Origin of the sequence: Micromonospora sp. Llam0 (assembly GCF_003751085.1) — a bacterium.
GTDB lineage: Bacteria > Actinomycetota > Actinomycetes > Mycobacteriales > Micromonosporaceae > Micromonospora_E.
On record NZ_RJJY01000001.1, the window covers coordinates 169081 to 184197 of the forward strand.

Genomic DNA, 15117 nt, shown 5'->3' on the forward strand with positions numbered 1-15117 from the left:
AACCGGGGTGGTGCTCATATCGCCAGTGCCGGGAACGGCCAGCGGTACGCCGGGGTCGGCAGCCACCACAGCTGTCCGGCCTGGGCCGCGATCAGCCGGGCGTCGGCCAGGTCCCGCCGTACCGGCGCGGGCACCTGCCCGGCCGGTACCCCTTCGAGCAGCTGCCCGATTGCGACCAGATGTTCCGGTTCGTCGATGGTGAACAGCTCCAGTGCGCCGGCTCGCCGGTCCCGGACCTCGACGAACCCGGGCCCGCGCCGGAACACGCACTTGCCGAGGAAGAACGAGTCCCGCCAACCGCGTACCGCCGGGTCGTCGGCGCCGACGGCGCCGACGACCCGGTCCGGCGGGTACAGATGGTCGAACATGCCCTGACCGGCGCAGCCGTCGTGGCAGCGGGCCACCCAGTCGACCGCGACGGCGTGGGCGGTGAGCTCCCTGAGCAGCACCAGGGCGCGGCCGGACGCGGCCCCGGCGTCCGGGCACAGGTCGACCGGGACGGGCAGCCGGGCATGCCGGACGCCGGCCCGGTGCAGCTCCGCCACCAGCGGCCGCCACGCGCCGGTGATCCGCCGGGCGCCGAGCGACATCCCGGTGACCTGGGCGGCGTCGGGCAGGTAGTCGCGGGACAGCGCGATCTCGACCGCACATCCGGTCCAGTCGGTCGGGCCGGTTGACCCGGGCGGGCTGGTCGGGCTGGTCTGGGTGGTGACGTCAGCCGACGACGACGGCATGCGGCTCCTCCTCGCTGTGCCGAGCGGCGGCGGCGGTCCGGCGGTGGTCCGTCCGGGCCAGCACCTGGTTGTCGGACTCGACCGCGAGATGCACCTGGTATCCGTCGTCGTGGAACAGGATGCCCAGCGCCGTCCAGCGGTCCAGTAGCGGTCCGACCGCCGCCGCCCCGCCGGGCACCTTGGCGGCGAGGGTGGCGGCGGTACGCGGCTGATCGAGCAGCCGGAACAGGGCGATCTCCGGTGCCGTGGTCAGCTCCAGCACCGTCCAGTCGTAGGCCGCGCGTTGGCTGACCAGCACGATCCGGTCGGGCAGTTCCTGACAGGTGAGTCGGCTGACCGGGTACTGCGCCTGCCAGGTGGCGAGGGCCGCGTCGAGGTCGTCGGCCCGGGCCCGGTCGATGCCCTGCGGGATCGACGTGAAGATGTACGCCAGGTCGGCGAGTTCCGCCTCGGGCAGCCGGTAGATTTCGGCGTACTGCGGTGCCGGTCGCAGGGTGGCGAATCCCAGCTCGGGGCGGTCGAAGTACGGGCTGAACCGTTCGATGGCGATCCGGGCGGCCCCCATCGGCGGCTCCAGGTGGTGCAGTGCCGGCAGTTGGTCGATGACGCCGGTGTAGTCCTGCGCCGTCTCGCCGGGGAACCCGTAAAGGTAGTTCCAGCTGGCCGTCACACCGGCGCTCTGCGCGTCGCGCAGCGCCCGCACGTTCTGGCAGCCGGTCACCCCTTTGTCCATCAGCCGCAGCACGTGGCTGCTGAGGTTCTCCACACCCGGCTGGACCTGCACCGCGCCGGAGTCGTTGAGCTGCTGGAAGTGTCGTCGGCGCAGGTTGGCCTTGACCTCGAAGTGCAGGCGGACGTCGTACTCCGATTCGGCCAGGCGCTGCAGCACCGAGTCGAAGTAGGACATGTCGAGGATGTTGTCGACCACGATGAAGTCGAGCAGCTGGTGGCGTCGGGCGAGGTCGAGGACCTCGTCGAGGAAGCGGGCCGGGCTCTTGCTGCGGAACTGCATGAACGATCCGTTGAGTCCGCAGAACGTGCAGTGGTGTTTCTCGCCCCACCAGCAGCCGCGGGAGCCTTCGACGACCAGCCTGGGAGCCACCCAGTCGGCTGCCGTCGACGCGTCCAGCCGGTCCAGGTAGCCGGTGTAGTCGGGGGCGACGATGTCGGCGGGCGGCAGCGGCCGTGACGACATCGGGTTGGCCCGGGCGACGCCTTCGGCGTCGCGCCAGCACAGCCCGGAGATGTCAGCGAGCCCGGATGAGCCGACCGGCCCGGACCCGTCGGCGGCGTCGGCGGTGTCGAGGACGGCGAGCAGTTGCGGGAAGGCGACCTCGCCTTCGCCGCGTACCACGTAGTCGACGTAGCGGAAGTTGCGGTGCAGCGCCGCTCCCTGCGGACCGTCGCAGTTGGCCCCGCCGAACACGATCCGGGTGTCGGGCCGCACCTGCTTGACCAGGCGGGCGACGGCAAGGCTGGCGGCGTTCTGCTGGAACGTGGTGGTGAATCCGACGACGTCCGGGGCGGCGGCGGCCAGTTCGGCGGCGAGCTCGCGGATGAAGCCGGGCACCAGCCGGTGCATCGCCCGGGTCAGTGCGATCTCGGTGTCGGCCGAGCCACCTTCGGTGAGCAGCCGGGCGTACGGGTCGAACGGCCGCTCTTCGTCGTCGAGCAGCCCGGAGAAGACCCAGTCCCCGGCGCCGAGGAAGTAGGAGGACTCGGAGAAGTAGCGGTAGTCGGCGAGGGTGAAGTCGGTGACCCCAATCACCCAGTCGACGAAGTCGATGTTGGCGTAGCGGACCTGCACGTCGTGGCCGGCCCGGCTGGCCGCCGCCCGCAGGATGCCCAACGCCAGCGACGGCACGTCGATCGACCCCCAAGGCATGTGCAGCAGGACGACTTTCACTTCCGGCCCCTTTCCGGCGGTGGTGGGCGTCGTTCCGGAGCGGCAGGCGCTTTCGCTCCGGAACGACGCCGTCGATCGTGCGGTCAGTACGGACCTGTCACTCGCTGGCGGGTGCCTTGTCGGCCGCCGCCTCGGTCACGTCGTGCCGCCTGGCCGGGACTGCCCGGTCCATGTCGAGGAGCATCTTGACGATGACCGCCCCGCGCTCCCGCTCGCTGGTGGTGATCGGGTCGTGACGTACGCTGCGTCGCTTCATACCATTCACCTCCCTCCCTGGCTGGCTGTCAGGAACGGGCGACCGTCCACTGCGGTCGTCCGGCTTCGGTCCGGTCGTGGCACCGTGTCGGCGTGAACACCGTGTCGGCGTACCGGAGCAGTTCGTCGAAGGTTCGGGTCTGCCCGGCGGCGTCACCGTGGTGGCCGCCGGGCATCCAGTGCAGTCGGTGCGGCACCCGTCGGTGCCGTAGCGCGGCGACGTAGCGGCGGATCTGGTCCGGCGGGCAGCGTTCGTCGTCGGTGGCGGCGGCGATGAACAGCGGTCCGCGGACCCGGTCCAGGTAGGTCGTGGGGTCTGCGGCGTGGTACCGCTGCGGTACGTCCTCGGGCCCGCCGCCGAACAGTTCGTCGTCGACCTCGCGCAGCGCTGCGGTGGCGCCCCGGTGGGCCGCCGGGTAGTCGGCGATCGGGCAGACGGCGAGTCCGACCGCCCAGTCGGCCGGCGCGACGCCCATCGCGAGCAGGACCAGGTAGCCGCCCCACGAGTAGCCGCACAGCCCGGTCCGGCCAGGTTCGGCCACGCCGAGGTCGATCAGCTTCCGGCGTACGGCGGCCAGGTCGTCGAGTTGCGCCAGCCCGACCCGGTGGTCGAAGTCCCGTTGCCACCGTGGCCCGTACCCGGTCGATCCCCGGTAGTTGGTGCGGGCCACCGCGTAGCCGGCGCGGACCAGCAGCTCCACCCGGGGGTCGTAGGCGTCCCGGTCGTGCAGGTACGGCCCGCCGTGCACCAGGAACAGCGTCGGCCACGGCCCGGTGCCGGGCGGGGTGGCCAGGAAACTGTGGATCTGCCCGTACGGCTGCTCGGTCCACAGTTCGGTGCGCCCGGGGACGGCAGCGGGGTGGGCGGCGGGTCGGGCAGCGGGTCGGGCGGGCCGGGGCCGGCTGGCCGGATGCGGTGCGGCCGTACCGGGGTGGGCGACCAACCGGCGGGGTGGCACCGAGTCGCTGGTCCAGACGTAGTGGATGGCGCCGTCCGGGGCGGCGGCCAGGTCGAGGACGGTGCCGGCTGGGGTGGCGACGGTGGTCTGTTCACCGGTTTCGGGGTCGGCCAGGAGCAGCCGGCTGCGCCCGGCCCGGTCGTGCTGGACGAGGATCCGCCCGTCGTCGCCGTACCAGTGGGCGGTGATCTCCGAGTCGTAGGACAGTTCGCGGTACAGTTCGACGCCGCGGTCGCGCCGCCAACTGCCGATCTGGTACCGGTCCGGTGTCTCGACGACGATCAGCAGTTCCGGCTCGGGCCGGTGCCCGGGGCGGAACTCCAGTGCCCAGATCCGCTGCTGGTCGCTGCCGGCGACGGTGTCGGTCCGTCCGTCGGTGAGCCGTACGACGCTGATCGCCGTCGTGGCGTCGGCCCGGGCGGCGAGCGCGATGGTGTGTCCGTCGGCGGTCAGGTCGACCAGGGTGGTGTAGCCGGCGGCGACCGCCACCAGGTGGCCCGGTCCGCCCGGTTCTCCGACGTAGCAGCGGGTCTGTGGGCCGGTTCCGACGCAGACGGCGGCGCGGCGGCCGGTGGCGTCGAAGGCGATGCCGTGCTGCCGGCCCGGTGGCAGCCCGGTCAGTGCCAGCGGTGGCGGGCCGGTTGCGGGTCGACCGGTTGTCTTCTGGCCGGTGAGACGCCGACCGGTTGTCTCCTGATCGGGGTCGACCGGCTGGCGCCGCCAGACACCGACGCCGGTCCGGTCTGCGTCGAACCACCAGAAGTGCCGGCCGTCCGGTTCGATGTCGCAGGCGGACACCCCGTTGGGCGCGGCGGTGCGGATCTGACGTCGGCCCGTGCGGATGTCCCAGGCCAGGACCTGGGCCGGGCCACCGTCGTCGTGCAACTCGACGGCCCTGGTGGGCTGGTGAGCGGCGAAGGCAGGTACATGTGGCGTGTTCACAACCACCCCGATCGGGTCGCGTGCCACACCGAGAGTAATTGATCCGCTTCTATTGGTAAAGAAGATGTTCGGCTGGCGGCGGAATCACCTGGTCACCGACGTGGCCGGCACCCGAGGCGGGGTGCCTGGGTGCCGGAGAGATCCGCCGGACCGTTGCGTCACGGTCGCCTGGTCACTGCCATCCGGCGGAGCCGGGTGCCGGACCGCCGGGTGCCGAGGGGCGCGGCGTCTGCGCGGCGAGCACCCGCTGGTTGTGCTGTTCCACGCCCTGTGTGGCCAGCAGTGGGCCGACGATGGTGTAGGTGAGCCAGGTCAGAAAACCGGTCACCCAGCCGATCAGGAGGAAGGTGAGCAGGATGTTGATGCCCTGGAACACCCAGTAGGAGATCATCATGATCAGGCCGAGGGCGGTGCGGCCCGCGTACATGTTGCCGACCCCGAAGAGGCCGAGGAAGCCGAGCACGATTTCGAGCACGACCGCGGTCCCGCTCGATTTCATGGCCAACATCGCCGCGTAGTTCGGCTGTTGCGGCCCGGCCACGACGTAGATCTGCGCCGGGGGCGGGCCGCCCGGGGGAGGAGGCGTCTCGAGTGGGCGAGGCTGATAGGGGTCCGGCACTGGCGCGGGTAGATCAGGTCGGGGTGGCGGCGGTCCGCTGCCGTCGCTTCCGGCGGTGGCCGTTGGCTCGTACGGTTCGGCTCGGTCGGGGCGCTCGACGAGGTATCGGTCCTGGTCGGGGCGATAAGGGTCCTGGGTCACCTTCGCAGTATCTCGATGAATTGCGTTCCGTCGGAAGTGGCCGTTCAGTGGAATGAAGAGTAATAGTACGTACGAGAAGCACCCGGTCAGCGGCGTGCGGAGTCTCTTCGTTCCGGTTTTCGTAGGTTCCAGCGAATCCGTCAAGATCTTTTTGTGCAGCGCCGACGGTGATGATCATGGAGTGGTACGGATATGAGCCGTCCCGATGACATCGGCTACGTACTTGTGCTTACTCGTAGCCGCCGGCCGGACGATTGTGCCCTGGTAGTACGCCGTGCCAGTCTTGGCAATCTCGATCGATACTCATCCGGTTTCGCCTGTCCCGGCCACGACCGGGATGCTATTCCGGCCGGCATCGGGTGAACTCGGGCAGAAACGCGCTGATCAGGAGAGCGGAACGTGCCGTGCGGGTTTGAGTTGGGGCTCGTCGCCCCGAAGGTCGGGCTGGTCGCCGCTTCGGCGGCGGGCCCGGTTGCCGTGGCCGGGCTGGCCGTCGGAATGACCTGGGCGGTGGGGCGGGCCGCCGACGCGCTGATCGAACGGCAACAACGCGTACTTGCGGCGAACTTCCGCATCGAACGGGCAGCGGACCGGTACCAGGCGGTGCGACGCTGGGCGGAGCGGGCCCGCGCCGAGTTCGGGTCCGGGATCGATCTGCCGTCGGAGCTGCCACGCCGTTCCGCCGGTGCCGACCTGGCCCGGGCCGACACGCTGGCGGACGACCTGCTGGCCCGGACCGCAGCGGCGGAGCAGACCCTGCACGCGCAGTTGGGCGCGGCCCGCGCCCGCCGGATCGTCGCCCGGGTGCGTGCGGCGATCGCCGACGGTGCGGTCACCTCCCGCACCGACCCGGGCCCGGACCCGGCGCTCGGGTCACCCGGGCCCGGTCGGCAACGGATGACCGAGCTGGCCGAGCTCGGTGAATCCCTGCACCGGATACTGTCCCGACTCGACGCCGGAGCGTCCGACGTGGCGGTACGGCAGTTGGAGCAGTGGGCCGAGCAGGCGCTGCGGGCACCGTCCCCAGCCACCGCCCGGCGGCTGCTCGACGACCTGCGGCACTCGGTGGACAAGGCGAACCAGGAGGTGGCGGCCCGTCGCGCCCGGTTGGACACGCTCGCCGCCCCACTGCGGGAGCGGGTCGGCCCGGCAGTCACCGTGATGCACGCCCGGCTCGCCGCCGCAGCCGACGACCCCCGACCCGACTGGCCTGGCCTGACCGCGGCGATCGACGCAGCCCTGGCGGACGCCCGCGCCGCCGCCGACCACGTGCAGACGGCGACCACCCGCACCTACACCGCCTGGTCGGTGCGGGAGTCGCTGCAGCAGCTCGGTTACACGGCGGAGCAGGGCTTCGACGACCGGCTCGCCGGCGACGGTACGGCCCACCTCACCCGACCCGACTGGCAGGACCTCGCCGTCCGGGTCGTCCAACGCCCCGGCGACCCGCACACCCCCCGGCGACAGGACCTGCACCTCGACCTGGTCGCGCCGCGCGACAGCGAGCCGGACTTCGGTCCGGCGGTACGCGACCAGTGGCAGACCTCCGTCGCCGCGCTGACACCCGCGCTGCAGGAACGCGGATTCGACGTACGGGTCGACGATCGCGGCGCGGACAGCGGCCCGCACGTACACCCGGTCGACGGGCAGGCGTACCCCTTCGACCGCGCCGACCGCTCGCGCCGCGACCGGCGACACCAGCCGCGCCTGCGGGAGCGGCGGCCATGACCGGCTGGGATGACCGGACGTACCCGGTCTGGTTGAGGGGGGTGAGCACCGCACTGTCGATCAACTCGCAGATGGTGCTCTACGGCAACGTACGGGACCAGTTCCTGCTGCCGGGACGGTCCGGACCGGAGCTGTGCGACCTGCGGCGGGCGGTGCACCGGATGCTGCGCGCCGAGGGCTACCCGACTCTGGCGGTGGCCGACGCGATCCATGGCGTGGGCGTACAGGCCGAACCGGACGTCTCCGCCACCACCGACGGCCGGGACGGTACGGCGGACCCGGCGGCCGGCTCTGCCGCACGTCCACCGGCGATAAAGATCGGCCCGTGGCGCGGTGCCGGGCCGGACCTCGACCGCGTCGCGGACCTGCTCACCCAGACGGCCGAGGCGCAGCAGCGGCAGGCGGTGCTGGTCGACTACGCCTCCCATCTGGTGCTGGACGCCAACCGGCTGGAGCCGGGCGAGCACCACTTCTTCGCCCGGTGTCTGCGGCTGGCCCGCTCGGTCTACCCCAGGCCGGCCCCGCCGGACCCGCGACCGCTCTACAACCCGGTGATCTGGGTGGTCGAGAACGAACGGGACCTGCCGCTGTGGCTGACCGCCGGCAACGAGGACATCCGCAAGATCGCCGTGCCGCTGCCCGACCTCGGCGTCCGTCAGGCCGCAGCGACCCTGCTGGCCGGCGTCCTACCCGGATACACCGAGGCCGGGCCGGACGACCGCCGGGAGGTGGAGAAGCGGCTGGCCGAGCTGACCCAGGACATGCCGCTGCGCAGCATGATGGCGATCGCCCGACTGGCCATGCGGATGGGCACCAGGCTGGACGACATCGACGAGGCGGTCCGCTGCTACCGGGTCGGCGTGTACGACAACCCGTGGCGGCAGGCGCATCTGCGGGACCGGTTGCGCGACGCCACCGGCACCATCGGCGCCCGGGTGCGCGGCCAGCGGGAGGCCATCCAGCATTCGGTGGACATCGTGACCCGGGCGGTGCTGGGGCTGTCCGGAGCGCACGCCGGCAACTCGTCGCGTCCGCGTGGGGTGCTGTTCTTCGCCGGGCCGACCGGGGTGGGCAAGACCCAACTGGCGAAGGAGCTCACCCAGCAGATCTTCGGCGACGAGCGGGCGTACACCCGGTTCGACATGAGCGAGTTCTCCGCCGAGCAGGCAGCGGACCGGCTGATCGGCGCCCCGCCGGGATACGTCGGCTTCGACGCGGGCGGCGAACTGACCAACGCCGTACGGGAACGGCCGTTCAGCCTGCTGTTGTTCGACGAGGTGGAGAAGGCCCATCCGAGGATCCTGGACAAGTTCCTGCAGATTCTCGACGACGGCCGGCTCACCGACGCCAGCGGCTCCACCGTGTACTTCTCCGATACCGTGCTGGTCTTCACCTCCAACCTGGGTGTCTCCGAGCAGGAGTACGCGCTGCACGCCGCCGCCGAAGCCGGTGGCCGGGCCTTTCCCCGCCAGGAGCTGGAACAGCGGGTCCGCGCCGCGGTGAACCGGCACTTCGTCAGCGAACTCAACCGGCCGGAGCTGCTCAACCGGCTGGGCGACAACATCGTGGTGTTCAACTTCATCACCCGTACCGCCGCCGAAGAGATCTTCTCCGTCCTGCTCGACCACATCGCGCAGCGGCTGCGCAAGGAGCATCAGCTCCAGCTCGAGCTCGCCGACCCGGTACGGCGGCAACTGCTCGACGGGGCCACCGCCAACCTCACCTTCGGCGGTCGGGGTATCGGGTCGTACCTGGAGAGCGCGCTGGTGAACCCGTTGGCCCGGGAGCTGTTCCGCCGAGACCACCCGCGCGGGGACCGGGTGGTGGTGACCTCGCTGCAGCGGCGCGACGACACCTACCAGATCGGACTGCAATGACACCGAAGCTCATCTGCCCGGGCTGCTCCCGCGTCGTCACCGACGGGCCGCCGTACTGTCCCACCTGCCTGCTGACGCTGGAGCCGCTGCCGGCCGACGAACCGGCGCAGGAGCCGGCCGACACGTCGGTTGAGCCGGCCGACCCGGCGGTCGCCGTACGACCCGCCGGCGACGGACCGGCGACCAGCCCGGCCACGGCGGTCGACCAGGCGGCGGCGGTGCTGTCCTTCCCCTGGGGAGCGGTCGAACTGGCGGCCGGACGCACCCTCGCCATCGGCCGGGAGAGCTCACCGTTCGCCACGGAACTCACGAGTTACGGCAACGTCTCCCGCCGGCACGCGGAGATCAGCTCCGCCGGAACCGGCCTGACCGTGACCGATCTGCAGTCGGTGAACGGCACCTTCGTCAACGACCAGCGGATCGCCCCGGGGGAACCGTTCCCGGTGCGGCCCGGAGACCGGGTCCGGTTCGCCGCCACGCTCGTGGTGCGGGTAGAGCGGCCCGAACAGTGAACCGGGTCGAGGTGGTCGGGGTGACCCACCGGGGTCGGGTGCGTCCCGCCAACGAGGACACCATCGCCGTCGCCGGTTTCCTGTCGGCGGTGCCGGAAGGTGAGCCGGTGCGCCTGACCGTATCGTCGACCCGTCCGGTGACCTGCCTGGTCGCCGACGGGCTGGGCGGGCACGCGGACGGTGCCCGGGCGTCCCGGCTGGCCGCCCAGGTGATCGTCGACGCGAGTCCGACCTTCGCGGATTCCGCGGCGATCGTGGCCGCCGTGCACCGTGCCGACGCCGACCTGTACGCCGACACCGACCTGCACGCCGGGTCCGGGCAGCCTCCGTCACCGGGCGCGATGGGCACCACCGTGGTTCTGCTCACCGTGTCCGGCGAGAACGCCACCTGTGTCAACGTCGGAGACAGCCGCTGCTACCTGCTGCGCGACGGCCTCCTCGTTCAGCTGTCCCAGGACGACTCGCCGCCGCCGTCGGTGCCCGGCCCGGCGGTACGTACCGGCCGGGTGACCCAGACCCTCGGCGGGCGTCTGACCCGGGTCCCGATCCATCCGCACGTACAGCGGCTTGCGACCGTCGCCGGGGACCGCTTCCTGCTGTGCAGCGACGGGCTCACCGACTACCTGCCGCTGGACGACGTGGAGACCTGCCTGACCGGCGGAGGTCGACCGGACGACGTCGTCCGGGACCTGCTGCGCCGCACCCTCGACGCGGGCGGTGGCGACAACGTTTCCGCCCTGCTCGTCACGATCCTGGAGTAGCCGTGGACGACATGCACAGTGAAGCGGGCATCGAGCGCGCCGCCGAACCGCTGAGCCCGCCGACCAGCCGGGACGATCTTCCGGCGACGACGGTCGACCAGCCCGCGACCACGCCCGACCAGCCGACCGGACGGTACCGGCGGGTCAACCTGCCGCCGGCCCTGCTCGACCGGTATTTCCCGGACCGGGACCTCGCCGCGGGCGGCGAGGCGGACCTGATGCTGGTCCGGGACCGAACCAGCGGCACACCGGCGGTCATCCGGATCTACCGTCGCGGTGACGCCGTCGACACCGCCACCCTGGACATCCTGCGGCGGGCGGACCGTCGGCACCTGATCGGCCTGCTGGACTGGGGGCGGGGCGACGGCGTGCTCTGGGAGGTCCTGGAGTACGCGGCCGGCGGGTCGCTGGCGGACCTGCGTCGTGACCGTCCCGGGCCGTGGACCGACGGGCAGGTCCGCCAGGTGCTCGACCAGCTCCTTCCGGCGCTGGAGTACGTCCACTCGTTGCATCTGGTGCATCGGGATCTCAAACCGGACAACGTCCTGGTCCGCTCGGTCGAACCGCTCGATCTGGTCCTCGCCGACTTCGGTCTGACGACCATGGTGGCGGCGACCCACGAGATGCGCCAGACCACCTCCCGTACGTTGGCCTACGCCGCTCCCGAGGCGGCCGCCGGCGACACCTGGGCCGGGTTGGACTGGTGGGCGCTCGGGATTCTCCTGGTGGAACTGCTCACCGGGCAGCACCCGTTCCAGCGGCTGGACGGCAGCTGGATGGACGACCGGATGATCGCCCGCGAGGTGGCCGTCCGGGAGATCGACCTGAGTCTGATCCGCGACGAGCGATGGCTGCTGCTGTGTCGAGGCCTGCTGACCCGCGCCCCGGAGCAGCGCTGGGGTGCCGCGCAGGTGCGCCGGTGGTGCGCCGGCGCGGCACCCGCCGTCGCCGGGCCGAGCGGACCGGTCTACGTCTTCGCCGACACCGCCTACAGTTCGCCGCAGGAACTGGCGGACGCGTTCCGGCGCCGGTGGACCGACGCCCGGCGGGTACTCGCCGGGCAGGCGTACCGGACCCCGCAGTTCCTGGCGTTGCGGGACTGGGCCGCGACCTGCCAGCTGACTGCGGCGGTACGGGCGCTGGACGAGCCGAGCCGGCCGGACCGGGCGGTCACCCGGCTGATCCACGCTCTGGACCCGGAAGGGGTCGCCGTCTACTGCCAGCGCCCAATGGACCGGGACAACCTGGTCCAGCTGGCCCAGCAGGCGATCGAAGGCCCCGGCGCGGCCCGGGACATCATCGTCGGGCTGCATGAGGACGGCATCCTGACCGTGCTCGACGGGCGGCCCGGCTGTGCCGGCTACGCCCTGGTCGACGCCCGGTGGCGGCGGCTCGGCGAGGGGTTCACCTTCCGGGCCCGGGAACTGGATCCGTCGTTGACGAAGTCCCAACGCGGGATGTACCTGGCGATGCTGCTGCTGGCCGCTTTTCCCGGCCAGGACCAGATGTACGCCCGGCAGGCCGAGGCCGCCGCGGCCGATCCGGACGCCCGGGAGCAGGCGCGGTTCGCCGCACTGGCCGACCAGGACATTCCGGCGGAGTCCCGTCCCGCCCACCACGTCATGTTGCTGCACATGGCACCGCTGGCCGCCGACCGGACGGCCCGGCAGCGTGCGGACCGCGAGATCCGTCAGGCCGAGGAGGACCGGCAGCGGAAGCTCCGTCGGCGACAGACGCTGGACGTGCGCAGCGGGCCGGTCGCGGTGGTCTGCGGTGCGCTCGCCTGCTGGCTGGCGCGGCCCGAACCGGTGCCGCTCGGTCCGGTGACCGCACCGTGGTGGCTGCTCGCCAGCGTCGCGATCGCAGCGACGTTCTACCTCGGCTTCCGGGCCCGGCGCGGCGGGCGCAGGAAGACCTCCATCGTGGCCTTCCTCTGCGGGGTGATCGCGGTGCTGATGCTCTACAGCGGCCTGGGTGGACAGTTGCCGCTGCCGGGATAGGCCACCGGCGGTGCGAGCCGCCGGCCAGGTGAGGCGTCGACGCCGGCGGCCGGTGGACCATCCGGTCCGTCAGTCGACAATGGGAGGGCGTGATGACCGCGATGGCAGGGCGACCGGACGGTGCCGCTGAGTTCGACGCGGCGCTGGTCGAACGGATCCGGGCCGTCGCCCACCGGCACTCGGCGGCCGAGGGGCAGCATCCGGGCGAACTGCTCCGCGAGCTGGACGTGCTCGGTGCGCAGGCGGCCGGATCGCCTGGCGTCCGGATCCTGTACCACGCGGTGCGGTCGGTGCTGACCACCGCCCGGGCGGTCCATGACGGCGACTCGACAGCGGACCGGCCCGGTCGGGGCCGGGACGAGATCGACGCCCTCCTGGCCCGTGATCTGCCGGGCTTCGATCGGCAGCTGCGGGCGCAGCAGATCATGCTGGCCATGGCGGCGAGCAGCGGGCCGGGCCGGGACGAGGAGTTCCTGCGGTCGCTGGAACAACTGCACGACCTGCTCGACCAGCCGGGCACCCGCGCCGAGGAGCGGACCGTGGCGTCGGATGCGAAGCTGGTCGCCACGCTGCTGGCCGGCATGACCGGTGACCAGTGGCAGTGGGACGCGGCCGCCGGGCTCACCGACGAGCAGCTGACACCGTTGCGGGCGCGGGCCAGGCCGCCGTACGGGCGCGACCCGCGGCAATCGGACCGTCTGCTCTACGGCCTGGCGCTGCTGATGACCAGCGCGACGGATTCGGCCCGGCTCGACGAGGCGGTCGCCGAGTTCCACGCCGCAGCGGCCGCCACGTCAGCTCGATCGCCGTTCCACGCGGCCACCTACGCCGCCCTTGCCGGAGTCGGCCTGTTCCGCCGGGCGGAACAGGCCGGCACCGCCGACGCCTGGGCTGCGGCCCGTGAGACGCTGGCGGCCGCCCGGCGGCTGGCCGGCGGACCGCAGCATCCCTTGTGGCCGGTCGTCGGTGAGCTGCTTGGCGCGGCCGAACAACACCGGGGACAGTGGGCGGACGCCCGGCAGACCGAGCTGGCGGGGTTGGACCGGTACGCCTGGCAGGTGCTCCTACAGCCCGACGTCACCGCTGCGGCGGAACTCGCCCGGTACGCGGCGGGGAAAGCGGCCGACCTGGCCCGCCGGTACGTGGCCCAGGACTCGATCGCTGAGGCGGTCCGGGCGTTGGAGTCGGGGCGGGGACTCATCCTGCACTCCGCGACCGAACTGCGTTCGGTCGGCGACCGGTTGGCCGGGGCGGGCCGCGCTGACCTGGCCCGACGATGGCTGGCCGCCACCGACCCGGCAGGGCTGGACGGCGCGCCGGCGGAGCTGCGTCGGGAGGTGCTGACGGCGCTTACCGACAGCCCCGGGGACCGGGCCGGCGCGGCGCTGCTGCGCCCGCCCGCGCCGGCCGAGATCCGCTCGGCGCTGGCCGTGCTGGAGCTGGACGCACTGGTCTACCTGGTGCCGTCGCCTGCTCCCGAGTTCGGCATGGCGGTCATCGTGCCCGTGGATGGGCCGCCGCTGGCGGTCCTGCTGCCCAACCTGGTGACGCAGCGGCCACCCGACGTCGAGCACTACCTGCGCGCGGTGACCGACCGGGCGGCCGCCCTCGCCGAGCCACACCGGGAGCTGCAGGTGCAGGAGGCGGATGCCCGGCTCGGCAACAGCCTCGCCGCGCTCTGCGACTGGGCGTGGTACGCGGCGGTCGGTCCGGTGCTGGCGAACTGCCCGCCGGGGCGAGCGTCGGCCGCGTCGGCCCGGCCTCCGAGGCTGGTCCTGATCCCGGTCGGGGAGCTGACCCGCGTCCCGTGGCAGGCGGCCCGCCGCCCGGACGGGGTGTACGCCCTCGAACTGGCCGAGTTCTCCCAGGCGGTCTCCGCCCGGATGCTCTGCGAGATCGCGGCGCGGCCACCGGTACCGGCGCGTCCGGTGGGCCTGATCGTCGGCGACCCGGACACCGCCGACCAGGCGGCCGACCTGCCGTACGCGCGGGCCGAGGCGTACGCCGTCCAGCAGTCCTTCTACCGTGGCGGACGGTACGTGGGACGCCGGCCGGACGGCTCGGTGAGCCGGTCGGGTCAGGGCGGCAAGGCCGAGGTCCGCGACTGGTTGTTGTCCACCGCTGCGGCGGACGGCGTGACGCTGCACCTGGCCTGTCACGGCGTCATCCAGGTCGAGCCCGGGGTGGCCAGCTCCTATCTGCTGCTGGCGGACGGGGAACGGCTCAGCGCCGAGGAGATCATCGCGAGCCTGGCGCTACGTCCGGACCGGCAGATCGGGCTGGTCGTGCTGGCCGCCTGCCGTACCGGTGTCTCCGGCCGTGGCTACGACGAGGCGTACAGCCTGGGCACCACCTTCCTGGCCGTCGGCGCCCGCGCCGTGCTGTCCACCCAGTGGAGCATTCCGGACGGCGCCACGTCGGTGCTGATGTTCATGTTCCACCACTTCCTGATGGTCGAGCGGCGGACGGTCCGGGACGCACTTCGCCAGGCGCAGCTCTGGATGCTCGACCCGGGCCGGCGGCCGCCCGATGCCATGCCGGCCGTGCTGCGCCGGCAGCTGCGGGTGTCGGATCCGGCGGCGGTCGTCGCCTGGGCCGGCTTCACCCACTGGGGTCACTGAGAGAGGGATCCCGCCCTGTCGGCGCCGACCGGCGGGCGGGCACTGGCGGAGAGTGAGGACCA

Annotated in this window: 10 protein-coding genes and 1 pseudogene; 6 read left to right on the top strand and 5 right to left on the bottom strand. The window is 72.3% G+C overall.

Annotation, left to right across the window (positions count from 1 at the left end):
- Positions 1 to 14 precede the first annotated feature (14 nt).
- From EDC02_RS00790 to EDC02_RS00805, 5 genes and pseudogenes are all read right to left on the bottom strand, one after another.
- On the bottom strand, positions 15 to 734 hold the full coding sequence (locus EDC02_RS00790; protein WP_233605675.1) for a DUF5825 family protein: 720 nt from the start codon (positions 732 to 734) through the stop codon (positions 15 to 17).
- Positions 715 to 2640, bottom strand: coding sequence for a RiPP maturation radical SAM C-methyltransferase (locus EDC02_RS00795; protein WP_123600266.1), 1926 nt, complete (start codon positions 2638 to 2640; stop codon positions 715 to 717). Before EDC02_RS00795 ends, EDC02_RS00790 begins: the two co-directional genes overlap by 20 nt.
- A 97-nt stretch (positions 2641 to 2737) precedes the next feature.
- The gene (locus tag EDC02_RS40675; protein WP_199757461.1) at positions 2738 to 2896 is read right to left on the bottom strand and encodes a hypothetical protein; all 159 of its coding nucleotides are present in this window, start codon (positions 2894 to 2896) and stop codon (positions 2738 to 2740) included.
- Between the two features lie 5 nt (positions 2897 to 2901).
- Positions 2902 to 4802, bottom strand: a pseudogene (locus EDC02_RS00800) (alpha/beta hydrolase family protein).
- Between the two features lie 166 nt (positions 4803 to 4968).
- Complete coding sequence (locus tag EDC02_RS00805; protein ID WP_148083290.1) at positions 4969 to 5295, bottom strand: hypothetical protein; 327 nt, start codon at positions 5293 to 5295, stop codon at positions 4969 to 4971.
- Between the two features lie 660 nt (positions 5296 to 5955).
- Between EDC02_RS00805 and EDC02_RS00810 the strand changes: the two genes are divergently transcribed.
- The 6 genes from EDC02_RS00810 (at position 5956) to EDC02_RS00835 (ending at position 15055) form a co-directional block, all read left to right on the top strand.
- Positions 5956 to 7284 (top strand): hypothetical protein, encoded by a 1329-nt coding sequence (locus EDC02_RS00810; RefSeq protein WP_148083291.1) that lies wholly within the window; start codon positions 5956 to 5958, stop codon positions 7282 to 7284.
- Positions 7281 to 9161 carry an AAA family ATPase gene (locus EDC02_RS00815; RefSeq protein WP_123600269.1) on the top strand — a complete coding sequence of 627 codons (1881 nt, stop codon included), beginning with the start codon at positions 7281 to 7283 and terminating at the stop codon, positions 9159 to 9161. Before EDC02_RS00810 ends, EDC02_RS00815 begins: the two co-directional genes overlap by 4 nt.
- The gene (locus EDC02_RS00820; RefSeq protein ID WP_123600270.1) at positions 9158 to 9673 is read left to right on the top strand and encodes an FHA domain-containing protein; all 516 of its coding nucleotides are present in this window, start codon (positions 9158 to 9160) and stop codon (positions 9671 to 9673) included. The genes EDC02_RS00815 and EDC02_RS00820 overlap by 4 nt, the downstream gene beginning before the upstream one ends.
- Before the next feature lie 20 nt (positions 9674 to 9693).
- Positions 9694 to 10434, top strand: a complete 741-nt coding sequence (locus tag EDC02_RS00825) for a PP2C family serine/threonine-protein phosphatase (protein ID WP_158632010.1) — start codon at positions 9694 to 9696, stop codon at positions 10432 to 10434.
- An 11-nt stretch (positions 10435 to 10445) separates the two neighbouring features.
- Positions 10446 to 12434 carry a protein kinase gene (locus EDC02_RS00830; protein ID WP_233606318.1) on the top strand — a complete coding sequence of 663 codons (1989 nt, stop codon included), beginning with the start codon at positions 10446 to 10448 and terminating at the stop codon, positions 12432 to 12434.
- 92 nt (positions 12435 to 12526) lie between these two features.
- Positions 12527 to 15055, top strand: a complete 2529-nt coding sequence (locus EDC02_RS00835) for a CHAT domain-containing protein (protein ID WP_123600273.1) — start codon at positions 12527 to 12529, stop codon at positions 15053 to 15055.
- Positions 15056 to 15117: the final 62 nt, after the last annotated feature.

What these genes read in the sequence shown, in the direction of transcription:
- EDC02_RS00790 (WP_233605675.1), bottom strand. Translation starts at nt 734, where the DNA reads ATGCCGTCGTCGTCGGCTGACGTCACCACCCAGACCAGCCCGACCAGC.
- EDC02_RS40675 (WP_199757461.1), bottom strand. Translation starts at nt 2,896, where the DNA reads ATGAAGCGACGCAGCGTACGTCACGACCCGATCACCACCAGCGAGCGG.
- EDC02_RS00805 (WP_148083290.1), bottom strand. Translation starts at nt 5,295, where the DNA reads ATGAAATCGAGCGGGACCGCGGTCGTGCTCGAAATCGTGCTCGGCTTC.
- EDC02_RS00815 (WP_123600269.1), top strand. Translation starts at nt 7,281, where the DNA reads ATGACCGGCTGGGATGACCGGACGTACCCGGTCTGGTTGAGGGGGGTG.
- EDC02_RS00820 (WP_123600270.1), top strand. Translation starts at nt 9,158, where the DNA reads ATGACACCGAAGCTCATCTGCCCGGGCTGCTCCCGCGTCGTCACCGAC.
- EDC02_RS00830 (WP_233606318.1), top strand. Translation starts at nt 10,446, where the DNA reads ATGCACAGTGAAGCGGGCATCGAGCGCGCCGCCGAACCGCTGAGCCCG.
- EDC02_RS00835 (WP_123600273.1), top strand. Translation starts at nt 12,527, where the DNA reads ATGACCGCGATGGCAGGGCGACCGGACGGTGCCGCTGAGTTCGACGCG.